17 protein-coding genes are annotated in these 22,971 nt (G+C 61.3%); 9 read left to right on the plus strand and 8 right to left on the minus strand.

The features are described 5' to 3' along the window. The first annotated feature begins 183 nt into the window (after nt 1-183). Nucleotides 184-1,329 (plus strand): sigma-70 family RNA polymerase sigma factor, encoded by a 1,146-nt coding sequence (locus F8S13_19900; protein KAB8141362.1) that lies wholly within the window; start codon nt 184-186, stop codon nt 1,327-1,329. After that, nucleotides 1,190-4,021 carry a DEAD/DEAH box helicase gene (locus F8S13_19905; GenBank protein ID KAB8141363.1) on the plus strand — a complete coding sequence of 944 codons (2,832 nt, stop codon included), beginning with the start codon at nt 1,190-1,192 and terminating at the stop codon, nt 4,019-4,021. Before F8S13_19900 ends, F8S13_19905 begins: the two co-directional genes overlap by 140 nt. Nucleotides 4,022-4,627: 606 nt before the next feature. Here the strand turns inward: F8S13_19905 and F8S13_19910 are convergent. The 3 genes from F8S13_19910 to F8S13_19920 form a co-directional block, all read right to left on the minus strand. Beyond that, nucleotides 4,628-5,203 carry a hypothetical protein gene (locus tag F8S13_19910; GenBank protein ID KAB8141364.1) on the minus strand — a complete coding sequence of 192 codons (576 nt, stop codon included), beginning with the start codon at nt 5,201-5,203 and terminating at the stop codon, nt 4,628-4,630. A 706-nt stretch (nt 5,204-5,909) separates the two neighbouring features. After that, the gene (locus tag F8S13_19915; GenBank protein KAB8141365.1) at nt 5,910-7,163 is read right to left on the minus strand and encodes a TCR/Tet family MFS transporter; all 1,254 of its coding nucleotides are present in this window, start codon (nt 7,161-7,163) and stop codon (nt 5,910-5,912) included. A gap of 142 nt (nt 7,164-7,305) precedes the next feature. Beyond that, entirely contained in the window at nt 7,306-10,401 is a 3,096-nt protein-coding gene (locus tag F8S13_19920) for a hypothetical protein (GenBank protein ID KAB8141366.1), read from the minus strand. A 299-nt stretch (nt 10,402-10,700) separates the two neighbouring features. Between F8S13_19920 and F8S13_19925 the strand changes: the two genes are divergently transcribed. The 5 genes from F8S13_19925 (at nt 10,701) to F8S13_19945 (ending at nt 15,686) form a co-directional block, all read left to right on the plus strand. After that, a complete protein-coding gene (locus F8S13_19925; GenBank protein KAB8141367.1) occupies nt 10,701-11,858 on the plus strand; it encodes a PAS domain-containing protein in 1,158 nt (385 codons plus the stop codon). Between the two features lie 172 nt (nt 11,859-12,030). After that, entirely contained in the window at nt 12,031-13,410 is a 1,380-nt protein-coding gene (locus F8S13_19930; protein KAB8141368.1) for an ABC transporter substrate-binding protein, read from the plus strand. 89 nt (nt 13,411-13,499) lie between these two features. Further along, nucleotides 13,500-14,387: a sugar ABC transporter permease gene (locus F8S13_19935; GenBank protein KAB8141400.1), complete on the plus strand. Its 888-nt coding sequence runs from the start codon at nt 13,500-13,502 to the stop codon at nt 14,385-14,387. After that, nucleotides 14,387-15,271, plus strand: coding sequence for a carbohydrate ABC transporter permease (locus F8S13_19940; protein KAB8141369.1), 885 nt, complete (start codon nt 14,387-14,389; stop codon nt 15,269-15,271). The genes F8S13_19935 and F8S13_19940 overlap by 1 nt, the downstream gene beginning before the upstream one ends. A gap of 205 nt (nt 15,272-15,476) precedes the next feature. After that, nucleotides 15,477-15,686 (plus strand): tyrosine-type recombinase/integrase, encoded by a 210-nt coding sequence (locus tag F8S13_19945; GenBank protein KAB8141370.1) that lies wholly within the window; start codon nt 15,477-15,479, stop codon nt 15,684-15,686. 348 nt (nt 15,687-16,034) lie between these two features. On the opposite strand, the gene F8S13_19950 is transcribed toward F8S13_19945, so the two are convergent. From F8S13_19950 to F8S13_19960, 3 genes are all read right to left on the minus strand, one after another. Further along, nucleotides 16,035-16,532: a hypothetical protein gene (locus tag F8S13_19950; protein ID KAB8141371.1), complete on the minus strand. Its 498-nt coding sequence runs from the start codon at nt 16,530-16,532 to the stop codon at nt 16,035-16,037. Between the two features lie 113 nt (nt 16,533-16,645). Continuing rightward, nucleotides 16,646-17,974 carry a hypothetical protein gene (locus F8S13_19955; GenBank protein KAB8141401.1) on the minus strand — a complete coding sequence of 443 codons (1,329 nt, stop codon included), beginning with the start codon at nt 17,972-17,974 and terminating at the stop codon, nt 16,646-16,648. Nucleotides 17,975-18,183: 209 nt separating this feature from the next. Beyond that, complete coding sequence (locus F8S13_19960) at nt 18,184-19,113, minus strand: hypothetical protein (protein KAB8141372.1); 930 nt, start codon at nt 19,111-19,113, stop codon at nt 18,184-18,186. A 134-nt stretch (nt 19,114-19,247) separates the two neighbouring features. Here F8S13_19960 and F8S13_19965 point away from each other — a divergent pair, with 134 nt between their 5' ends. Next, complete coding sequence (locus tag F8S13_19965) at nt 19,248-20,111, plus strand: transposase (GenBank protein KAB8141373.1); 864 nt, start codon at nt 19,248-19,250, stop codon at nt 20,109-20,111. A gap of 215 nt (nt 20,112-20,326) precedes the next feature. On the opposite strand, the gene F8S13_19970 is transcribed toward F8S13_19965, so the two are convergent. Then, nucleotides 20,327-20,752: a hypothetical protein gene (locus F8S13_19970; protein ID KAB8141374.1), complete on the minus strand. Its 426-nt coding sequence runs from the start codon at nt 20,750-20,752 to the stop codon at nt 20,327-20,329. Nucleotides 20,753-20,949: 197 nt separating this feature from the next. After that, entirely contained in the window at nt 20,950-21,756 is an 807-nt protein-coding gene (locus tag F8S13_19975) for a hypothetical protein (GenBank protein KAB8141375.1), read from the minus strand. A gap of 332 nt (nt 21,757-22,088) precedes the next feature. Here F8S13_19975 and F8S13_19980 point away from each other — a divergent pair, with 332 nt between their 5' ends. Beyond that, nucleotides 22,089-22,577 carry a DUF1232 domain-containing protein gene (locus tag F8S13_19980; GenBank protein KAB8141376.1) on the plus strand — a complete coding sequence of 163 codons (489 nt, stop codon included), beginning with the start codon at nt 22,089-22,091 and terminating at the stop codon, nt 22,575-22,577. The last annotated feature ends 394 nt before the right edge of the window (nt 22,578-22,971 follow it).

Genomic DNA, 22,971 nt, shown 5'->3' on the forward strand with positions numbered 1-22,971 from the left:
TTGCGGTGTCGTAACTTTTCTCTAATGTTGTCAAAATGTTCTCTAATCGCTCAGAATATGGTCTATACGGTGCGCATATGTGCCCGCGCTTGGCGTGTATGCTAGGGGCAGAAAGCGGCGCTGGCACGGCCTCCCCGGCCCCCGCCGCGAGCGAGCATCTTCTGGCAGAAAGGCCACACGTCCATGGAATGCGCCACCACACAGACGATTACTGCTGCGCAGGTCATCGAGCTACTGGATACGGTCGGCGGGCGGGTCAGCTACGATCAGATCGAGACCACCCTGGGCCAGATCGCGCCTGATGGTAGCGATGATCTGTACGTTCAGGTGCTCGATGCGCTTGACCAGCAGGGCATCCTAGTGGTCGAAGATCTCAACGCGATCGCCGAGGATGCCGACGCTGCCGCTGAGGCCTCCGCGCAGGAGGTGGTGGCGCTGCTGCAGACGATCCGAGGCGGCCTCCTCGCCCACCCGCTGCTGAGCGTGGGGCAGGAGCGGCGGCTGCTGGAGATCGTGGCCGACGGGCAGCGGGCCGAGGCCGAGCTGCTGCTGGATCTGAGCCAGCGCCAGCGCACCGCCGCACGGCAGCGTCTAGAGGCGGCGGCGAGCGCCCGCGACGAGCTGATCCGCTGCAATATGCGGCTGATCGCCAAGATTGCCTGCCGCTACGTGCGGCAGATCTACCATCTAAGCGTCGAAGACCTGATCCAGGAGGGCGCGATCGGACTCAACCGCGCCATCGAGCGCTTCGACCTGGGCCAGAACCTGAGGCTCTCGACCTACGCCACGTGGTGGGTGCGCCAGGCCATCACCCGCGCCATCGCCGACAAGGAGCGGCTGGTGCGGCTGCCGGTCCATGTGGTTGAATCGCTCTCCGCCGTGCGCCGCGCCACAGGCGCGCTCTACAGCTCGCTGGGGCGCGAGCCAAACGATGCCGAGATCGCCGCCGCAACGGGCCTGCCCGCCAAGAAAGTGGCGCTGCTGCGCGCCCAGATGCGCTCGGTCGTCTCGCTCGACCTACCGCTGGGTGAGGATGGCAGCATGTCGCTGTGCGATGTGATCGCCTCGCCGCTGGAGCTTGCGCCCGACACGGCGGCGGCTCAGGGCGAGCTTTCCGCCTGCCTGCGCGACCTGCTGGGCACGCTGACCGAGCGTGAGCGCCAGGTGGTGAGTCTGCGCTTCGGGCTGGATGGCGCGGGGCCGCGCACGCTTGAGGTGGTCGGCCAGCGGCTCGGCGTCACTCGCGAGCGCGTGCGCCAGATCGAGGGGAAGGCCATGCGCAAGCTGCGCCACTCAAAACAATGCACCATACTTCAGAGCATGCTATAGGAGCACAACCATGGACACCCAGACCATCCGCTGCCGCAGGCACAACCGGGGCGAGGCCCGCCGCCCGTTCCAGATCTTCCAGATCGCCATGGCCGAGGATCAGCAGCGCGCCCGCCGCGACCTGATCGACCAGGGCGGCCAGGTGGCCAAGGGCGCATGGAGCGCCACCAAGCGCCCGTTCGAGCCTGGCCTGTACTGCCAGCACTGCGTGAACGACGGCAGCCGCGCGCCGATGGACTTTGACGCCCAGGATCTGCGCGACTTCGGGCTGGATGACGCCCCGCTGATCTTCCAGGCCGCCGCCGAGGTGCAGGCCGACGCGCTGGCGGCCTCGCTGGCCGGGCGGTTTGGCGAGCGCGTGCAGATCCACGAGCTGCCCGCCCAGGAGCCGCGCTACGCCGACAGCGAGCGGCTGGGCCAGCTGCACGTGGGCACGCGCCGCGCCCTGGGGCGGCTGCTGCCTGCGGGCGGCCAGCTCTACGCCTTCCAGGCTGCCGCCATCGACGCTGCGCTGGCCGGGCGCGATGTGGTCGTGACCACGCCCACCGCCAGCGGCAAGTCGCTCACCTACACCGTGCCAGTGCTCGATACGCTGCTGCGCGACCCATCGGCCACCGCGCTCTATATCTCGCCGCTGGTGGCGCTCACCGAGGATCAGCTCAACGCCGTCTCGCGCATCGATGCGGGCGAGACCGACTGGTACGCCAAGGGCGAGCGCTTCTCCATCCACAACGTGTGCCGCACGCTGGACACCGGGGCCGGACGACTGACGGTGGCGCGCTACGACGGCCAGGTGAGCGAGGGCGACCGCGAGGAGATCCGCCGCAGGCAGCCGCAGTACATCCTCACCACGCCCGACATGCTGCACGCCGCGCTGCTGGATGGGGCCACGAGCGACCGGCGCTGGCAGTACCTCTTCCGCAACCTGCGCTACGTGGTGATCGACGAGCTACACACCTACCGGGGCGTGCTGGGCGCGGGCTTCGCCAATTTGCTGCGCCGCCTCCAGCGGCTGTGCCGCCTGCACGGGGCCGCGCCGCGCTTCCTGTGCGCGTCGGCCACGCTGGTGGAGCCGGCCAGCACCGTGGCGCGGCTGATCGGGCGCGAGCCTGCGGTGGTGGATGCCCAGGGCGCGGGCGCGCGGCAGCACCGGCGGAAGTTCGTGCTGATCAACGGCAGCGCCGACGACGAGACCCCATCCACCGCGCTGACCACCCAGGCCAAGAAGGCGCTGCTGCACCTGCTGGGCCAGCGCGTGCGCACCATAGCCTTCGCCCGCTCGATCAGCGAGATCAATGATATCTACCGCTTCACCAGCGCCGAGCTGCGCGATGGCGGCATCAGCGAGGCGCAGATCCGCCCGTTCATGCGCGAGCTGCTGCCCGCCGACAAGCGGGCAATCATCCGCGACCTGCGCGAGGGTCGGCTGAATGGGGTGATCTCCACCACCGCGCTCTCGATGGGCATCGACATCGGCAGCCTCTCGGCGGCGGTGATCATCGGGTTCCCCGGCTCGATCGCGCAGCTCTGGCAGCAGGCGGGCCGCGCCGGGCGCGCGGGCGAGGGCGTGGTGGCGCTGATCGCGGCCAGCAACCCGCTCGACCAGTTCTTTGTGCAGCACCCCGACGTGCTGTTCAAGCTGGAGGCCGAGCCGCTCTACTGCAACCCCGACAACCCCTACATTGTGCGCGGGCACCTGCTGGCCGCCGCCCGCGAGCTGCCGCTGCGCCGCGAGGAGCTGGCCATGTTCGGCGGGGCCGCCGAGGCCACCGCACAGGCGCTGGCGGACGAGGGGCTGCTGGCCGAGGGTGCGGGCGGCGCGCTGGCGCTCACCGAGCAGGGCCGCGAGCTGTCGCGCACACCCTTCCGCAACATCGCGTTCTCGGTGGCGGTGGTGGATGCGGCCTCGCGCCAGAGCATTGTGGAGGTGGATGCGGCGCGAGCGCAGCGCGCGCTGCACCTGTACGCGCACTACCAGCACATCGACCGCTACTACCGCGTGACGCGCTGCGACCTGGACTGGCGGCGCGGCAAGGGCGAGATCCAGGTGCAGGAGGTGGAGCGGCCCGAGTTCACCACCACCGCCAAGGTGGAGCGCGAGACATCGCTGGCCCAGCCCGAGCGCACGCGACAGGTGGGCGTCGCCCAGGCGGCCTTCGGCCAGATCCGGTGCAGCACGCGGGTGCTGGGCTACTACGAGGTGCCGCTGTTCGCACGCGGCGATCGCTTCCCGTTCAGGCCGCTGGGCCGCGCCGCGCCCGCGCCCATGGCCTACGACACCCAGGCGCTCTGGCTCACCTGCGACGCGGCCTCGCTGGCCCAGCACCCCGAGGATGAGCGCGCCGCCGGGCTGTACTCGCTGGCCGGGGCTATGCGCATGGCCGCCGCCATCGAGGCGCTGTGCGACCCGGCGGACATCGACGCGCTGGGGCTGGAGGCCCACCCCGACACCGGCAGGCCCACGCTGCTGCTCTACGACGCAGTGCCGGGCGGCGTGGGCATCGCCGAGGCGGCGTTCACGCGGCTGCCGCAGGTGCTGGCCCGCGCCACCCAGATCCTGGCGGAGTGCCCCTACTGTGCGGCGCACCCCGAGAGCCGCGGCTGCCCCTCGTGCGTCACCGCGCAGTACGGCGACGAGCGCACGATCAACCGCCACGTGGCGCTGGCGCTGGCTCGGGCTTTGGGGGCGTAGGGGGTGGGGAAAGGGGAAGCTTTCGCGTCAGGTTGATCGTAGGCAGTGCTTGGAGCGTTGCCCGGTTGGAGCAACCGCTTGCTGCTTCGATGAGGATGGTTCCTCTTTATTGATGGGTGTGTGCCCTACGCGGGCGGCGTCTGGGGGCCAGCCCTCAGAACCCCCGCGAGGGGCGATGCCCCTTCGAACCCCAATTTGAGGCGTTCCGATGCCGTTCTCTGGCAGCTGGCCTTCGTGCATATGGCCATCAAGACTTTTGCGGCATCTTCGCCGCATGGGCCGGGTCAGTAGGGTTGGCTCCTCGCCTCTTTTAGAGTCTTTTGTTCCCTTGGAGTCTTGGAGCCTTGGTGGTAAATAGGTTTTTGTGCTCCCCGGCCCGATGATCGCCATGCGCCGCCATGATGGAGGGGCGGGTTGTATGCCAGCCAGTATCGCGAACATCGTTTGCATTGAGGGCGATGCACGCGGCGCGGGCATCGATAGCATCGCGCGCATTCGCTGCTCTGCACGGCACTGCGCTGTGGGCGGACACGATCTCCGCCCCTACAGCGATGATCTACCGTCGCCCGCATTGTAGCGCATCGCGGTGCGGGCGGCGCTCGGGGGCTAGCTCTGGCCCCCCAGCCGCGCGCCGATGTATGCGCCGATGCTGGCGATGATCTCATCGGTCAGGTGCTCCTCACCGCTGTCGGTGAGGATGCGCTCGGTGCGTATGCCAAATGCCTTTAGCTGCTCATCCATGGCGATACCGAGGAACTGATGCGTTCTGGCGCGCATAAATGCATTCTCGACGCAGATCACGGTGGTTCGCCCCTCGATCTTCTCATCGGCCGCATGCAGCGACTCTAGATAGTATGGCTCTACCAGAAAGATGCTGCCCAAAGGATCATCATTCCGCATCATCGCCACAGAGAGCGCTAGGCACGACCCGTGCTGAAAGCCGCAAAGAAATATGCGAGTGGTCGGAATATCAAATCGCCGCTTGATCTGATCGATGAGCCGATTGACATAGCCTGCGGCGGATCGTATCGATGCGCCGACCTGGGCCTTGTGCTCGATGAAGCTGGCGGTTGATACGGCGTCAGCCATCGGAAACATAAACCAGTAGCGCTTCTCTGCATGTCCATAGTATGATCCGTCGCCTGGCATGGGCGAGCCGCAGATAAGCCCGTCGTCGGCCAAGATGTAGCTGTTGGGCAGATACGCTGTGAGTGTGTGGAGGAAAGGGCGCATCTCGTCGCCGCTGCGGCCAGCCGAGTGCAGATAGATATATGCCGATTGAACCTGCTCGGGTATAACCTCGATCATATGCGTTCTTTGCCTTTCGCCGTGTTGGAGTGCTAGATAGCGTGGCTATTATAGCAGGGAAAAGGCGTAGATCGGCACATATGTGCTACGTGAGATTATGCGTTGGGCCGACCGTAGGCAATGCTTGAAGCGTTGCTCGGTCGGCCCTGCTGTTCTTTCCACGATGGTGGTTCCTCGTGGTTGGTGGGTGTGTGCCCTGCGCGGGCGGCGACTAGGGGCCAGCCCCTAGTAACCCCGCGAGGGGGTGTAACCCCCTTCGAACCCCCAATTTTGGGCATTCCTATGCCGTTCCATGGCGGCTGCCATTCGTGCATATGGCCAGCAAAACGCTAGCGGCACCTTCGCCGCATGGGCCGGGTGGTGAGGGTTGGCTCCTCGCCTTTTTTAGGGCCTTTTGTTCCCTTGGTGTCTTGGTGGTGAAAGATCTTCGTGCCTTCGAGTCTTCGTGGTATTTGTTCCCTTGGTGTCTTGGCGTCTTGGTGGTAAAAGATCTTCGCGCCTTCGCGTCTTCGTGGTATTCGTTCCCTTCGCGTCTTCGTGGTATTCGTTCCCTTCGCGTCTTCGTGGTATTCGTTTCCCCTCACCCCAGCGCCTCGGCGGGGGCTGCGGTGCGGTGGGCGTGCAGCGGGGGGATGGAGCGTACCACCGCCGCCGCCGCCAGCAGCGCCACCAGCGCGCCCGCCCAGTAGGGCACCGCGTGGCCCACCTGGGCATAGAGCACGCCCGCGATCAGCGGGCCGACCACGGTAGCCAGCGACTGGATGGCCTGGCTGCCACCCTGGACCATGCCCTGCTGCTCGTCGGATACCTGCGAGATCAGGCCGCGCGTGGCTGGCTCGCGGAACCCCGTGCCCACGGCGTAGAGCGTGATCGCGCCGAGCATCAGCAGCGCCGAGGGGATGATGACGATCGCGCCCATCAGAGCGTAGCCCGCCGCCTCGCACACCAGCCCCACCACGCTCATGCGCTCCTCGCCTAGGCGTGGCAGCAGCCACCCCGCGATACCGCCCTGCATCACGATGTCGAAGATACCGATCACTAGAAACATCGCGCCGATCATGTCGGCATTCCAGCGCAGGTGGTCGATCAGCAGCACCGAGACATTAGACTGCATCATGGCGAAGGCCAGCGCGAAGCAGAAGGTGGCGGCGAACAGCCAGCGCAGCTGCGGCAGCGCCAGCGCCGCGCCCAACTGCTTGAAGGGGTTCAGCTCGGCGGCGGCGAAGGAGGTGCGCCGCCGCTCCCTGGGCAGGCTCTCGGGCATGGCCAGCAGGCCCCAGGCCAGGCTGGCCAGCGCCACGGCGGCGGCGGCGTAGGCGGGCACGCTGTAGCCCAGGCTGGCCAGGAACCCGCCCGCCGCAGGCCCGACCATAAAGCCAGCGCCCGAGGCCGCGCCTAGCATGCCGAAGTAGCGGCTGCGCTCCTGCGGCTTGGCCACATCGGCGATATAGGCCGCCAGGATGCTGAAGTTGCCGCCGGTCAGGCCGTCGATGATCCGCCCGAGGAAGATGACCCAGATCGCCCCGCCCAGGCCGAATAGCGCGTAGCCCAGTGCCGAGCCGAGCAGGCACAGCAGCAGCAGCGGCCTGCGCCCGAAGCGGTCGCTGAGCGCGCCCAGCACCGGCGCGGCCAGGAACTGGCAGAGCGCGTAGACCGAGCCGAGCCAGGCCATGAGCATGGCCAGTTGGTCGGGGGAGCTGGCGTACTGGCGCACGATGAAGGGCAGCGCCGGGATGACTAGGCCGTAGCCCAGCGTGTTCATGAAGGCGATGATCATGAGGAAGATCAGCGTGCCGCCGCCCGGGCCGCGCCGCTCGCGAGGTGATGTCTCCACTGGTGGACTCCTTCTCTCTATCTAAAAGCGCGTGGCCTTCCAGCGCTTGCTTTCAGATATATCGGATGTACACCAGCAGTATAGATTTGCTCATTGCGGCGCGGTATTCCCCAGGCGGGTAGTGTGGGCGGGTAGTATAAACCTAGCCCTCGGCGGTCGCCTCGCCGCGCAGGCGCTGCCTCGCCCAGATGATCGCCTCGTGGCGGCTGCCGAGATCGAGCTTGCGGTAGATGCTCTTGAGGTGAGCCTTGATGGTATTGACCGAGACCACCAGGCGCTCGGCCATCTCGGGGTTGCTGCGGCCCTCGGCCAGCAGCAGCAGCACGCGCTGCTCCTGTGGGGTGATGTCGGCCCCCAGGGCGCTGCTCGCGTGCGGGTCGGCTGGGAAGGCGCGCAGCAGCGTGGAGAGGTAGCCAGCCAGCGGGGTGCCGCGCACGGCTGGGCGCAGCGAGCGCAGCAGATCGCCCATCGTATCGCCCGCATCTACAAAGCTGCGGATGTAGCCCTCGCCTGCGGCCTGGGCCAGCGCATCCAGCGCGGCCTGCTGGGCCTGGGCGGCCTGCCCGGCGGCGGCGTGGGTGGCCGCAAGCTGGGCCTGCGCCTCGATCGCGAGGTAGGCGTGGCCCGCCTGCCGCGCCTGGTCGCGCACAGCGGCTAGTGTATCTAGCGCATGCCCGTGCTGGGCCTGGGCGGCCAGCAGCCGCGCGGCCAGCAGCTGCTCGCGCTGGTGCTGGAAGTGGCGGACCGGCGCGTCGATGCGGTCGCGCCAGGCCAGCCAGCGCTGCGCCGCGAACAGGTCGCCCTCGCGGATGTCGAGCTGGGCCAGCAGCGCCCAGGCGCTGCGCTGGTACCAGCGGATGCTGGGCTGCGGCCCGCGCCAGGGCTGGGCCACGCGGGCCAGCAGCTCGCGGGCCTGGGCGGCGTCGCCGCGCGCCATGGCGAGCTGAGCCAGCAGCACGGGCACCTGCGACTGCGACTCCTCGTCGTCGAAGTGCTCGCCGATGCGCGCCACCTCGCGCAGCGCCTCCTCGGCGCGGTCGAGCGCGTTCCACTCGTACAGCAGCCGCGCGTGGACCAGCAGCGCATTGGCGATATCATCCCAGTCGCTCACCTCGCGCGCGTCGTGCAGCAGCCGCAAGGCGGCCCGCTTGGCCTCGTGCAGCTGGCCGCGCTCGCGGCTCACATCGCTGTACATGCCGATGCTGGCGCGGATGAATAGCTGGCTGCTGGCGCGGTAGATCGGGTCCATCTCCGCGCTGATCTGCTGGATGTCGTGGAAGATCTGCTCCGCCGCATCCAGCTGCCCGCTGAACAGCGCGCCGGTGCCTAGCGTGCTCAGCCCGACCGCCCGCCAGATGTTGTGCTTGGTGCTGATCAGCGCCAGCGCCTGATTGGCCCAGCCCACGCTGGCCTTGATCTGGTCGAGGTGCTTGATCATCAGCGAGCGGAAGGCGAACACCTCGCCCACCCGCTCCAGATCGCCTGCGGCCCGGAAGCCGCGCTCGGCGTGGTCGAGCGCGTGCTCAAGCACGGCCACGCTCGGCTCGGGCTGCTGCTCGGTCATAAAGCACAGCAGCAGCGTCTCGGCGTAGCCGAAGCACAGCACGGGGGATGCGGTGAGGATGTGCTCGGGGATCTGCTCGACCCAGCGGCGCAGGGTCAGGAACTCGCCGCGCTCATCCAGCATCTGGCTCTGCTGGCTCTCGATCAGGTCGACGATCAGCGCCGCCGCCCGCTGCCAAGCCCGGGCCTGCAGCGCCGCCTCGATGGCCTCGGCGCGCATGGCGTGCTGCTCGTACCACTGGCTGGCGGTGAGCAGCACCTGCTCCAGCGCGGCGTCGCCCAGCCTGCGGCGGGCCTCGTGGCGCATGGCGTCGGCGAAAAGCGCGTGGTAGCGGTACCACTGGCCCTGGCCATCCAGCGGTTCGAGGAAAACCTGGGCGCTGGCCAGCTGCTCCAGCGTGGCGGCGGAGGATGCGGCATCGGTCGGCTGCATCACGGCGTCGCAGAGCTGGCCGTTCAGCATGCGCAGCGCCGAGGTGCGCAGCAGAAAGGCCTGGGTGGCGGGCGGCTGGGCCTGCAAGATCTCCTCGGTGAAGTACTCGCGCACCGAGCGCTGGCTGCCGCTGAAGCTGGCCACCAGCTGGGCCAGCGGCTGGCTGCTGGCGCTGTGGCCCAGTGCCAGCAGCCGCAGCCCCGCCGCCCAGCCCTCGGTCTGCTGCTCGATCTGGGCGAGGTCGGGCGCATCCAGCTGGATGCCGCTGGCCTGCGCGAAGAACTGCCCGATCTCCTCGGGCGAGAAGCGCAGCTCGGCGGCGGAGAGCTCGCAGAGCTGGCCGCGGGCGCGCAGCCGGGCCAGGGGCAGGGGTGGGATGCTGCGCGTCATCATGATCAGGCGGACCGCGCCGGGCAGGTGCTCAAGCAGGTAGGAGAGCGAGCTGTGGATGCTGGGGCTGCTGATCAGGTGGTAGTCCTCCAGCACCAGGGTCAGCGGCTCGCGCAGCCGGGCCAGGTCGGCCAGCAGCGTGGCGAGCAGCAGCTCGTGGGGCGGCTGCTCGAAGGGCGGCTGGATGCTGGCCGCCAGCGCGCCGAGCGCGGCCTGCCCCACCTGCGGCGCGAACTTCTGGGCGGCGCTGATCAGGTAGCGCCAGAAGCGGGCGGGGTCGTTGTCCTGCTCATCCAGGGCCAGCCAGCCCGCGCTGCCGCCCTGCCGCGCCAGCCAGCTGGCCACCAGGGTGGTCTTTCCAAAGCCCGCAGGCGTGACCACCAGCGTGAGCGCGCAGGCTCGCCCCGCGTCCAGCCGCGCATCCAGCCGCTGGCGCTGCACTAGCCCGCCCGGCAGGCGCGGGAGCTGGAGCTTGGGGGCTAGGATGGGCGGGCGAGGCGCGGGGCCGGCTTGGGGAACAGCCTCGCCCGCAGCGGCTAGCTCGGCGGCGGCCCGCTCCAGCCGCTCGGCGCTCAGCTCGGCGCTGCGCCCCAGGTAGCGCTTGGCCACCCGGCTGCCCTGGCGGCGGTAGGCGTACCAGTAGCCCGAGCCGCTGCCCGGGCGGCGCTCCTTCAGCAGGGTGATCTGGCCACTCCGCCCCTCGAAGGCGAAGGAGCGCTGGCCCTCAAGCCAGGCTAGCCAGGCCCGCTCGTCGTCGGCGTCGGGAAGCGGCTCGGGCCGCCCGTGCTCGTAGAGGGCGTAGCCGCCGCGCTCGTGGCTCCAGATCAGGCGGTGGCGGGTAGGTTTTGGCATGGGTGCCCTCGCTATGTTCCCCAAGTATCATGGGCGTAGTATAGGGCATGCCGGGTGCGGCGGCAAGTGTTCCCCAAGCGAGGACCGCTTCACCACATCGGTTCGCCGCACGAGCAGCGTCCGCCGATGCGCGGCTCGTTTGGGTATACTACGTGCTTACAGAGGGTAGCATGTTGGTGACCGCACGCGGCGACGCGCAGGAGAAGGCATGGGCGGCTATGTTCGCGCCTTAACCGCTGCTGATTGGTAGCTGTCAGACCTGACTGGATGTGCAACGCCGCTATCATTAGAGAAAGCTGATGAGCGATCAATTGATAAATAAGCATCAGGAAGCGCTGGATTTTGCCAACGGCATCATCGAGACCATCCGCGAACCGCTGCTTATCTTGGACAACGACCTTCGCGTTATCCGGGCAAACCGCGCCTTCTACCACACCTTTCGGGCCGATCCTGCCGCCACCGAGGCGCAGCGCATCTACGATCTGGGCAACGGGCAGTGGGACATCCCCGCCCTGCGCACGCTGCTCGAAGCGAGCATCTCCCACAACACGGCCTTTCATGATTTCGAGGTCGCGCACACCTTCCCGACGATTGGCCACCGAGTCATGCGACTCAACGCCCGCAAGGTCTATCAGCCGGGCCACCGTGCCGAGGCCATTCTGCTGGCGATTGAGGATGTGACCATCCAGCGCCAGGCCGAGCTGGAGCGCCAGTCGCTGCTTGCCCAGGCGCAGCGGGCACAGGCGCTAGCCGAGGAGGCGACCCGCATCCGCGACCACTTCCTGGCTATCGCTGGCCACGAGCTGCGAAATCCGCTCACCACGCTGCTGGGCAACCTGCAGATCCTCCAGCGCCGCGTGGCCCCCGCGCTGGAGGATCGCGACCAGCGCTCGCTCAAGAGCGCGATCGACCAGGCGTTCCGGATCCACCGGCTGATCACCACCCTGCTCGATCTTGCCGGCTCGACGGACACGGTGGGCGGCGATCCCGCCGAGCCTGTCGACCTGTGTGAGCTGGCCCAGCGCCTGGTGGAGCGCACCGAGCCGCTGCTTGAGCACCACACCATCGCGTGCCAGTGCGGCGTAGCGCCCGCTATCGTGGTGGGCGACGCGCTGCGGCTTGAGCAGGCCCTGACCAACCTGATCAATAACGCGATTAAGTACAGCCCGCTCGGCGGCCATGTGCAGGTTACGGTCGAGCGGGCCGCCGAGGGGGTCTGCGTGCAGGTGAGCGACACTGGCTTGGGCATACCCGAGGCCGCGCAGCAGCACCTGTTCGATCTGTTCTACCGGGTTGAGCACGGCGAGAACATCGCGATTGAGGGCATGGGGATTGGGCTGTACATCGTGCAGCAGGTGGTGCAGCAGCACCACGGGTCGATCCGGGTGGTCAGCGCGCCTGACGAGGGGAGCCAGTTTATCATGTGCTTTCCGCCTGCCCCGCCGCCCTCGGCGTAGCCGAGTGGCGACTGCCGCTAGGCGACCCTGCCACAGCCAAAACTCCTCCCATGGCTGCTGCGCGCCGCCTCATATCGGCCTGCTTCTTGCTAGATGATGCCCCGCAGGCGCTTCTCCCTACCTCGCCCCCTGCTTGGGTCCATCTTGGTCTCGTGGAAAGGCTTCCGACACTATGGGACAGCACACCACACGGCGCGGCGCGCTCTCGCGTCGGCAGCTGCTGCGCCTGGGCGGGCTGGCGGCTGCGTCGTCGCTGGCCCCGGCGCTGGCCGCGTGCAGCTCGGGTCGGGCGGCGGCCCCAGCGCGGGCGGGCGGGCCGACCACCATCACCGAGTGGGGCTTTGGCACCGATAACACCCTGGCCAAGGCCCGCGTGCAGGCCTTCCGCGACGCCCACCCCGACATCGGGCTTGAGCTGGTGCCGCAGATCAACGATCAGAAGGTGCTCACCGCCGTGGTCAGCGGCGAGGTGCCCGACCTGCTCTGGCTCGACCGCAACACCATCGTCTCGTGGGCCGCGCGCGGCGCGCTTGAGCCGATCGATGACCTGATGGCGCGCGACGGCGTGACCCTGGACGACTTCTACGCCTCGCCCGTCGAGCAGGTGCGCTACGGCGGCCAAACCTGGGCCATCCCGCAGTTCTCGCACGTGCGCGCCCTGTGGGTCAACCACGAGCCGCTTGAGCAGGCCGGGCTGAGCGTGGATGACGTGCGCCGCGCCGACTGGGCTGCGCTCCAGCAGTACGGGGCTAGGCTCACCCGCCGCGAGGGCGGCAAGATCACGCGGGTCGGCTTCGACACGCGGGCGGCGGATGGCTTCTTCTGGATGTTCTCGTGGGGCAACGGCGGCAGCCTGATCGGCGGCGACGGCAGGCAGGCTACCTTTCGCGATGCCAAGAATGTCGATGCGCTTCAATATGTGGTGGACACCGCCAACGCCCAGGGCGGTCGGCAGGCCCAGAAGGCCTTCGCCGACAGCTGGGGCTGGGATGCCCAGCACCCCTTCATCCTCAACCAGGTGGCGATCACGCTCTACGACAGCTGGCTGCTGACCATGGTGGCCAAATTTGCCCCCGAGCACCGCTTCAGCGTGCTTCCCTTCGTTGGGCGCGACGGCGGCACTGTGGCGATGACCACCGGGCAGGCCTGGGCCATGCCGCGCGGCGCGCGCAACCGCGAGGCGGCCTGGCAGTTCATGAAGTTTATGGCCACGCCCGAGAGCTGGCGGGTGGGCGCGCAGGCCCAGCTGGCCGAAAACACGGCCAAGGGCGCGCCCTACGTGCCATCCCTGACTGGCAGCCGCGCCGCCGACGCCATCATGGTGGGCGAGGTCTACCAGCCGATCAGCCCGCAGTTCGACGAGGTGGTGCGCCTGCTGCCCACGCTGCTGCAGCCCAGCCGCGCCATCCCCAGCTCGCCGCTGATCACCGAGCTGACCGACATCCTGATGAACAACGCCGTCAACCCCGCGCTGCTGGGCAGCCGCGCCCCCGCCGATGGCCTGGAGCGAGCCCAGGTGCGCGCCGAGCAGGCCATCGCCGCCTTCGCGTAGGCAAGCAAGCACCTTTGGCCGCACACGCAGCAGAAGGAGACCCGATGAACGCCCAGGCCCACACGCAGCGCAAAACGCGCCCCTCGCCCATGCGGCGCAGCGAGGCCGTGGCCGCATACCTGTTCATGCTGCCCTGGCTGATCGGCTTTGTGGTCTTCACCGCAGGGCCGATGCTCGCCTCGCTCTCCCTCAGCTTCACCAGCTACAACGTGCTCCAGCCGCCGCGCTGGGTCGGGCTGGCCAACTTCACGCAGATGCTGGGCTACGACGACATGTTCCGCAAGGCGCTGGTGAACACCCTGGTGTACACCGCGCTGTACGTGCCGCTGCATATGGCGGTGGCGCTGGGGCTGGCCCTGCTGCTCAACGCCCGTGTGCGCGGCGTGCCGCTGTGGCGCACCGCCTTCTACCTGCCCTCGATCACGCCGGTGGTGGCGGTGGCGCTGCTGTGGCGCTTCATCCTCAACCCCGCCGACGGCGCGCTCAACCAGCTGCTCGGGCTGCTGGGCATCCCCGGCCCAGGCTGGACATCCGACCCCCACTGGATCAAGCCCGGCCTGGTGCTGATGAGCGTGTGGACCGGCGGCAGCGCCATGCTGATCTACCTCGCCGGGCTGAAGAACATCCCGCAGGCGCTCTACGACGCGGCGGATGTGGATGGGGCCAGCCCGTGGCAGAAGTTCGCCCGGATCACGCTGCCCATGCTCTCCAGCGTGCTGTTCTACACCGCCGTGATCGGCGTGATCGGCTCGCTGCAGATCTTCGCCCAGTCGGTGGTGCTGCTGGATGCCAACGGCGGCAGCGACAACGCCGCGCTGTTCTACATCATGTACCTGTTCAACCAGGGCTTCGCCTACTTCAAGATGGGCTACGCCTCGGCGCTGGCCTGGGTGCTGTTTGTGATCATCGTGGCGCTCACCGCGCTGCAGTTCTGGCTCTCGAACCGCTGGGTCTACTACGAGGGGGGGAATGCGTAATGCTCGATACTGCAGGCATCTTCGAGGCCCCGGCGGAGCGGCAGATCGAGGAGCCGCGCCCACGCCTCACCGTCTGGCGCGTGCTGATCTACGCAGCGCTGGCCGCGCTGGCGATCTTCTACGTGGTGCCGTTTGTCTGGCTGCTCTCGACATCGCTCAAGACGCCGGAGACGATCTTCGACAACCGGCTGATCCCCGCTGCGCTGCGCTGGCAGAACTACGCCGATGTCATCCAGCAGACCGACTTCCTGCGCTGGACGCTCAACAGCGCGATCGTGACCCTGCTGGCGATCGTCTCGATCACGCTCTCCAGCGCGCTGGTGGCCTACCCCTTCGCCAAGCTGCGCTTCCCGCTCAAGCGCACGCTTTTCGCGCTCATCCTCGGCACCATGATGCTGCCCAGCAGCGTGACCATGGTGCCCACCTTCCTGATCTGGCGGCAGCTGGGCACGATCAACACCTTCTGGCCGCTGTGGGCGGGCAACCTGTTCGGCTCGGCCTTCTACATCTTCATGCTGCGCCAGTTCCTTATGACCATCCCCGACGATCTGCGCGACGCCGCGCTGGTGGATGGCGCGTCGCAGCTGCGCACCTTCTGGGATGTGATGCTGCCGCTCATCCAGCCCGCGCTGATCGCGGTGGCGCTGTTTGAGTTCGTGGCCAAGTGGAACGACTATCTGACGCCGCTGATATACCTGAACCGCCCGGCCCTCTACACGCTGTCGCTGGGGCTGGCCACCTTCGTGGAGTCCGAGGGGCTGGATAGCCGCTGGGATCTGTGGATGGCCGGCTCGGTGCTGGCCATGCTGCCGGTGCTGATCGTGTTTCTCCTCGGCCAGCGCTTCTTTGTCGAGGGCATCGCCACCACCGGGATCAAGGGCTAGCCGATCCCCGCCGCTCGCGTGGGGTGGCGCTGCGTCAGCTTGTCGGCGCACCACCCCACACTGCCCAGCGCGTCGGTTGCGTACCACGGCGCGAAAACCGTTTACCACCAAGACTCCAAGACACCAAGGGGACAAACAGCGCTACAACAGGCGCGGGGCCATGCGGGGAGGCTGCCCCACGCGCAGCCAGCCCTAACCGTGACGCCTGCGCGGGCGATGCGTGGGCGCGAGGGTGCCACAGGGCCGCTCACCGCACTCGCTGCGGCACAGCTTCGTCACGCTGGCCATCCGGGGCGGGGCTAGCGTGGCCCAGGCCCAGGCGGCGGCGCGGCACAAGGACCCGCGCACGACGATGCGGTATGCCCACGACTTGCAGAACTTGGATGATAACGCCGTGGATGATGTGAAGTTTTGAGGAGAGGCAAGGGAGCGCGGTGGGTGCGATGCCGCGTTCGCCCATCTGTGGGTTGTGGATCTTGGGGTCATCACTCACCGGAATTGGGCATCCCATCGATGTATTCGTGCGGATCGCTGCGACCTCAGCCTCGTCTCGTTGGGGCTTCGCTTTTTGGTCTCGTGCCTTTGTCATCACTGCCCGCTGCCCCATCGCTTGCCAAAACACTGGTTCGCGCCCGTCAGCAGCCGATTACATGTTCTGTATCCTTGATTTCCTATTATTACACGTATGTCGGCTCAACCCCTATAAGAGGCAGACGGTTTTATTTAACTCTACCAAGCTATCCGCTCTCAAAAACCATCAGACTTACATCATAGCCTTTATCACATATGTGAGTATATCTCTAACGTCCATTGGATTTGCAACATCTTTATAAATCGTATTTGAACGTAGTTCTTGAGGTATGATATCTATACTTTTTTGGTACAATATAGTTTCTGGTATATTAACTACACAAACCCATGGTATGTTTACTCTTGACTTATCCATCTGGAAAGATATGCGTTTCCATTTCTCATACGAATAATCCTCACGAGGTGTAGGATAATCTACAGAAAACATATATATAATCGCATCTGAATTATCAATGATTTCCTTGTAAATATCATCTTTTTCCTCTAGGAACGGACCTGATATAGATGATATGTAGTATGGTTTATTTATATTAAAATTAAGTCCTATCTTATTTTCCCAAGGTTTTCTAGAAATAATACAGCCTTTATTATTAGTTATACAAGATAGTGTTTGGATCATTTTAGTTTTACCAACACACGGCGCGCCGCATACAGATATATTCTTAGTCATACAATGCATCCCTTATAAGGCCATAATATACACAAATATAAAGTCATATTAGTAAAAGCAAAGTTTTTAACACCTTGCTTTTACCTTTAAATAAGTTATGTAGTTTTAATCAATTAATAATCATCTGGTAGTTGCCAAAAATCATCTGGTATATCTAATCCACCACCGTTTTGATTTGGTGTTGTGTCTTGTTCTATAAGCCCTTTACTTAAATTATTCCATGTTTTGCTTATACCATTAGCATCTAATCCCTTGGTAAATAAATCTTGCCAAGTATCCAGCAACTTATTATATGTTCGCAGGTCAAATGTGTCAATGCCTCTAAATTTCTCCAATTCAGCAGGTAGTATCCATTTATTTGCTCTACTTATATTCATAAGTATAGTACGATCCGTAATACTACCATCTAGATTTCGTACAGCTACATGTTCGGGGGTAACTAATCCCCTGAATCTTTCTGCCATTGGATCAAATAATCCCGTCATCCTAGGCACAAAACCTTCTTGGCCTGGCAATAACTTATATGGAAAGAGCTTTAATTTTGCAACCTTAGGAGCTGAAGTAGTACATAAAGTACTAGCCTCTTGACCACCCATCATAAGCGATCGATAGGGCATAAGATTTCGAAGGGCAAATTTACCAATAACTCCTATGGGTGCGTTCGAACCTAATACCTGCCCAATCTCATAAGGCTTATCATTTACCCTATGCATAATATTGCCAGGCGTCGCAAGATTGCTCAACACAAAGCTACCTCCACGCACAACAGGATCTACATATTCCTCCTTTAGTATGTTTGATCCTTCCTGAGGATGCTCTTTTAGATATTGGTATCCTCTACCTACATTCTGCCAGGTTTGCGGCTGCGTCAAGGCATACACGGTTTTGACAGGAGATGCTACTCCATCAGCAACTCCAGCAAAATAGAGCGCTGAATCATGAAAGCCTGAATATTCATGCACTCTCCCTTGTACTGCTTCAAGAATAAACCAATCAACTGATTTACAGTAAGGATCGAGCCAGGCAATACACCGCCCGCTCGGGTCGGTAAACAGCGTCGGCTGGTTATACGCGTACATGTACGGCGCGAGGCTGGCGGGGCTGGCCGGGTCGCCCGCGTAGGGGTCGACGCTGGCGAAGCTGCCGCTGGCGGCATTGTACCACCGCGCGCGCAGGTGCACGCTGCTGCCCTGCTGGAGCTCGCCCGTGAAGCCGAAGCGGGCGGGCGCGCCGCGCTCCACCTGGCCCCACGGGTCGTCGTCGATGCTGCTCAGCGCCGCGCCGGTGTCGCTGGTGGTGAGGCGCACGCTGCCCAGCGTGTCGGCGGTGTACCATGTGCGGGCGGCGGTGGCGGCGTAGCCCCTAGGGCCGCACGCGCTGCGCCACAGCTTCGTCACGCTGGCCCAGGCGGCAGCGCGGCACAAGGACCCGCGCACGACGATGCGCTACGCGCACGACTTGCAGAACCTGGATGATAATGCGGTTGATTATGTGAAGTTTTAGGGGGGGAGACGCGGTGGGGGTGACGACCCACCGCGCCGGTGGTGAGGTGTGTGGGAATAGGGCAACATATCCGTACGTACCCGGAGTAGGGGAAAAGACATCTCGCCCGAGTTCGATGACCACCATTGCTAGATATAACTACCTTCGCCTACGGTAATCTTTTTATGAGATCATCTATTTCATCTACGGCATCGTATATAGATGTAAACTCTTTTGTTTCATCAATTGTAAATCTATCACCAAATTCGGCATATATGTATCTTATAACAAAAATACTATCCTCAATTAATAAATATATTTTTAAATTATTTCCGTATTTCCTTCGAATTACTAAAGGATATCTATCTTCTACATCAACCATGTCTTCACTATCAAGAACAGATGATAAATCTAATACTCTTACCTTAGAAATAGATCTCACAGCATCTAGAAAAGAGTTATGTGGTCTTAATTCTGACATACCCATGCCTTCTCGGTTGTCAGGAAATAATACAGCAAAATAAATATCCACCACCACATCAATAGACTTTATAAGTTCTCTATTTAATAAATATAATACATCATCTGGTATTTCTCGATCTTTTTCCCTCATAGTACGAGAATATGATCTTATTATTTGTATGTCTTTCATCGACTCAATGCCAAGATTGGATAATTTTTTCTGATCGTCTAAACCTCGACATAAAAACCTCATCACATCAAACATATACCCCATATAATCCTCCATATCATTTAAAGCCTTAAGGGTGAATATATTCTTTCGTCTCAAAAACCGACTTCCATTTCCTGGAATACCCGTACGGAACTCTTGAACGCTTATACGTAATCTATCAGTGTATTCTCTGATAAAATTATCCATAGCATCACGCCCAGCAGTAATAGAAATAAGAGTCCCCAATCTCGTCATAGCTGCAGCGTCAAGGCCAAAACTTCCGCCAAGCTGTGGATTTGGTGCAATCGTGAATATGATATCCGGATCTAAACCCAGTGTACGAATGGCAGCATTATTATAGATACTATTGTCATCAGGTCTAACAATAACGCCAGCTTTGCGCGCAGCAAGAGACTCATAAAACATATCTGTAATATGCTTATTGCATGACATTGTACAAGGGTTTTGAAGAAGATCGCATCCTAATGCATAAAATTGACTGAGGCCGCGAACTCCGCTAGGATGTGGTTACCACACACACAACCTATGGGAGGAACACAATGCCTCAGTCCGCTTCAGTATATGCCATGTCGTCTGCTTTGGAAAGCCTCGAACTGTGGCTTGCGCAGCAGCTGCCCGATCTGGAGGCGGTTGCGCGTCACCGGTTTACGCAACTGGTGGCGGGGATCATTGAGCAGCAGTCGCTGCTGCTGCGCCAGATTGCGGCGGCCAGTCCCTTTCAGGCCGAAGCCGTCAGCAATTTCACGCAGGTCCAGCGAATCATTCGCGATACTCGCCTAACGCTGGAACAGGTGTACTATCCGCTGGTGCGGCAACTGCTTGCCCATATCCCGCCCGCCGATGCGTATGTGACCATCGACCAAACCTGCCATACCGATCTGTATAATGTTGTGGTGATCGGCTGGGCCAGCGATGGCGTGAGCTTGCCGTTCGGATTTTTGATCTATCCCACCAACGGTGCTTGGGCTGAAGATGCCCGCGCGCTGGTGCCGCAGATCCATGCGCTGTTTCCCGCAGGCCAAACCATCACCCTGCTGGCGGATCGTGCCTACGCCTCCGATGCCCTGATCGCGGCGGTCGAGGCCCTGGGCTGGCAGTACCTGATTCGGTTGCAGGAAGATACCCTGATCCAGCACCCGGATGCGGGCTGGGTCGCGGTGCGTAACCTGCGGCAGCGCGCCCAACGCCAGCGGTTCTTCCCGGATGTGCGCATCTGGAAGGGGGCGACGCGCACGGCCACGGTGTGTCTGTCGCGCCAGCGTACGGCGGATGGCCGAACCACCTCGTGGTATGTGGTCACGAATCTGGTCGGTGACCGCACCTGTTTTCTGGCCTATGCCTGCCGCTGGTGGCAAGCATGCACCCACAAGCTCCCTTACTGCATGACATGCTCTTTTGGCTGACGAATCAAATAGCTAATTAGAAAGCCTTGCACCAATATCTGAGCTTTGTGTATTCCCATGTTTACACAAAATGATGGTGTAAGGCTCTATAATGCGATAAAGGGACCACCCATAAAACAACATGTCATGCAGTAAGCCGGAACCCCTCTTACCAGATTTGATACATACCTTTTTTAGCCCCCAATTCCGCACATACTTTCTGTACGGTAGTCAAATTACTCATTCCAAAATGACCACATAGAGACTTTTATTAAACCTATATTTTCATCTTTAAATCCTATATATCGTGATTCATCCGATCCTATATTTAAAACACATTGCGTATAAGGCGGGTCTATAAAACGAAATAATGCACCCCCAGATGAAATATCTACCTCTACACACGCGTAACCCTTGCTATTATAGAAATGAATAATTTCATCAGAACTGCCATATAAATCATAATTATTATATCTATTACAACCACCAGAACCACAAGCTTTTCCACCAACCTTGAGGTTTGAGTAATTTGAAGGATAATCAAAATGATCAGACCCTTTAATAAATATATACAAAAAAAGCGATATAAGAGCTATGATTACAACTAACAATGTGTATCTTACATATATATTTTTATTAACCTGGAAAAACAATCTGTTCATCATAAACTTCCTTGTAATAGACATCGCACAGCAGTGATACAACAATATAGCCGCTTACGACGATCGAATCTTAAATAATGAAGATAAGCCACTGGGTAAATAGCTGCTGGAGCAAGGGATAGACAATCAGCAACTTCCCTTGCTGACGTCTAGTGCACGCATATGACAGTTTCAGGTAGAGCCGCACCACTAGGGTTCTATAAATCACTTTGAAATAGTTGGGAAAACAGCCTATTATAAAACTTATCAACCAGTACCTTCTCATCAGCATTATAATAGTTTACATTTACCGGCAACGACACTCCTATATTTTTCGCAGCGCGTGGTAAGAATTCAACAGCAACCCTCACACCATAAGGATAATAACCTGTTTCTAGGAGTGCTTTAGGATCCTGTACGCCTTTATTACGCCATGTAGCAACATTAAGTACAGATGGTTTTATACCCTCTGCTTTTGCTCTTAATATTCCAGCCTTAAGATTTATAGCTAACATCTCTATTGAAAACTCAGTAGAAAACGTCAATAAAAGAGAGAAAGTGGCATAATCAGATTTATCGAATTTACCATCCCTATCACCTGTTATAATATTCATGTTGTTTTTCGGAATATAAGTTGGAGAAAAATCAACAGATATATGTTTATCGTTCGTCATTAGAATATCACAATTGTACACCTGCTCAGCATTTTCAGGACGAAGTTTGGCAACACCAACGCTTGAGTTACCATTTAATATATGATTATAAATAGGACTCGCAAGCCTATTTGCGAAATCCTCAAATGACGAGTCACCGTTTTCCATCTGGATAATAGCTGCCATCAAGGCTGCAAACGTATTTTTATCAAAACCATCACCAGGCATGGCATGAATTCTTGCGTATTTTAAGATTATTGGTGATAAGCACTGAGATAGGAGTATTTCATCTGAATTATAGCGCGTTTTCTCATCTGGCATGCTAATGCTGAAGCTAGGTTGAACAGGCGGGTTACAAGTATATGCTTGCATCGTATTCTCATCCACAACATATCGACCGCTCGGATCAAGCAATAATGTCGGCTGGTTATACGCGTACATGTACGGCGCGAGGCTGGCGGGGCTGGCCGGGTCGCCCGCGTAGGGGTCGACGCTGGCGAAGCTGCCGCTGGAGGCATTGTACCACCGCGCGCGCAGGTGCTACGATTGCTGCTCGATAATCCCCGCCACCAGATGCGTACAATGGCGGCGTGCGACCACATCCAGATCGGGCAACTGCTACGCAAGCCACGGTTCGAGGCGTTCCAAGACGGACGACAGGGCATATACTAGGGCGGGCTGAGGCATCGCCTTCCTCCGATCGTATGGGTGTGTGGTACCCTCATCCTAGATGCGAACAACCGCGCCAAGCCCGCCAGCCAGCCCTGCCGCATTTCTCTGCTACAATCCACCCCATGAACCAACAACCTCTACTCCAGCGCCTAAGGCAGTGGGCGCGCGCCCTAAAGCGCGATGTGGTCGCGCTCTACCTTGCCGCCCAAGACCCGCGCGTCCCGTGGTATGCCAAGGCCGTGGCCGCCTGCGTCGCGGCCTACGCGCTCAGCCCGATCGACCTGATACCCGACGTGGTGCCTATTCTCGGCTATCTCGATGACCTCATCCTGGTGCCGCTGGGCATCGCCCTGGCTGTGCGGCTCATCCCCGCCGCGCTGCTGGCCGAGCACCGCCGCGCCGCCGAAGAGCGCGCCGCCGCGCGGCCCACCAGCCGCGCAGCTGCCGCCGTGATCATCCTCATATGGGTGGGCTGCGCCGCCATCCTGCTCTGGTGGCTGGCGCGGCAGCTCGGCGGCTAGCCTCGCGTAGGCCACATGCACGCGGCCTAGGCAGGGCTGCCTAGGCCGCGCGCCGAGCGATGTCGACGTATCGCTCGGCGCACAGCCCGCGCCCTGCCTAGGCCGCATATATAGTTAGGACATTTTCGCAGCATGTATACATTCTAATGACCACAAAATATAGATTATGTGGCAATACATTTAAGTATAGCAACAAAACTCATCCCATACACCCGATCACTTAATATTTGATCATATCCACTTTTATACTACGCATTAGAAACTACTAGGCATCTATCGTTGATATTCTACCACCAAGAACATGATTTGCTTACCTGAAATCTTTGAATAACCGCATATGATCTACATGTAGTCCGAGCGCAACCTGAGCAAGCATATGCAATGAAGCATCCAC

Source organism: Chloroflexia bacterium SDU3-3 (assembly GCA_009268125.1).
Lineage (GTDB): Bacteria > Chloroflexota > Chloroflexia > Chloroflexales > Roseiflexaceae > SDU3-3.

Excerpts from the sequence above, each read along its gene's own strand:
- F8S13_19965 (KAB8141373.1), top strand. The coding sequence starts at position 19,248 with ATGCCTCAGTCCGCTTCAGTATATGCCATGTCGTCTGCTTTGGAAAGC.
- F8S13_19950 (KAB8141371.1), bottom strand. The coding sequence starts at position 16,532 with ATGACTAAGAATATATCTGTATGCGGCGCGCCGTGTGTTGGTAAAACT.
- F8S13_19940 (KAB8141369.1), top strand. The coding sequence starts at position 14,387 with ATGCTCGATACTGCAGGCATCTTCGAGGCCCCGGCGGAGCGGCAGATC.
- F8S13_19970 (KAB8141374.1), bottom strand. The coding sequence starts at position 20,752 with ATGAACAGATTGTTTTTCCAGGTTAATAAAAATATATATGTAAGATAC.
- F8S13_19975 (KAB8141375.1), bottom strand. The coding sequence starts at position 21,756 with ATGCAAGCATATACTTGTAACCCGCCTGTTCAACCTAGCTTCAGCATT.
- F8S13_19905 (KAB8141363.1), top strand. The coding sequence starts at position 1,190 with ATGGCGCGGGGCCGCGCACGCTTGAGGTGGTCGGCCAGCGGCTCGGCG.
- F8S13_19925 (KAB8141367.1), top strand. The coding sequence starts at position 10,701 with ATGAGCGATCAATTGATAAATAAGCATCAGGAAGCGCTGGATTTTGCC.
- F8S13_19900 (KAB8141362.1), top strand. The coding sequence starts at position 184 with ATGGAATGCGCCACCACACAGACGATTACTGCTGCGCAGGTCATCGAG.
- F8S13_19980 (KAB8141376.1), top strand. The coding sequence starts at position 22,089 with ATGGGTGTGTGGTACCCTCATCCTAGATGCGAACAACCGCGCCAAGCC.
- F8S13_19935 (KAB8141400.1), top strand. The coding sequence starts at position 13,500 with ATGCGGCGCAGCGAGGCCGTGGCCGCATACCTGTTCATGCTGCCCTGG.
- F8S13_19960 (KAB8141372.1), bottom strand. The coding sequence starts at position 19,113 with ATGTTTTATGAGTCTCTTGCTGCGCGCAAAGCTGGCGTTATTGTTAGA.
- F8S13_19930 (KAB8141368.1), top strand. The coding sequence starts at position 12,031 with ATGGGACAGCACACCACACGGCGCGGCGCGCTCTCGCGTCGGCAGCTG.
- F8S13_19920 (KAB8141366.1), bottom strand. The coding sequence starts at position 10,401 with ATGCCAAAACCTACCCGCCACCGCCTGATCTGGAGCCACGAGCGCGGC.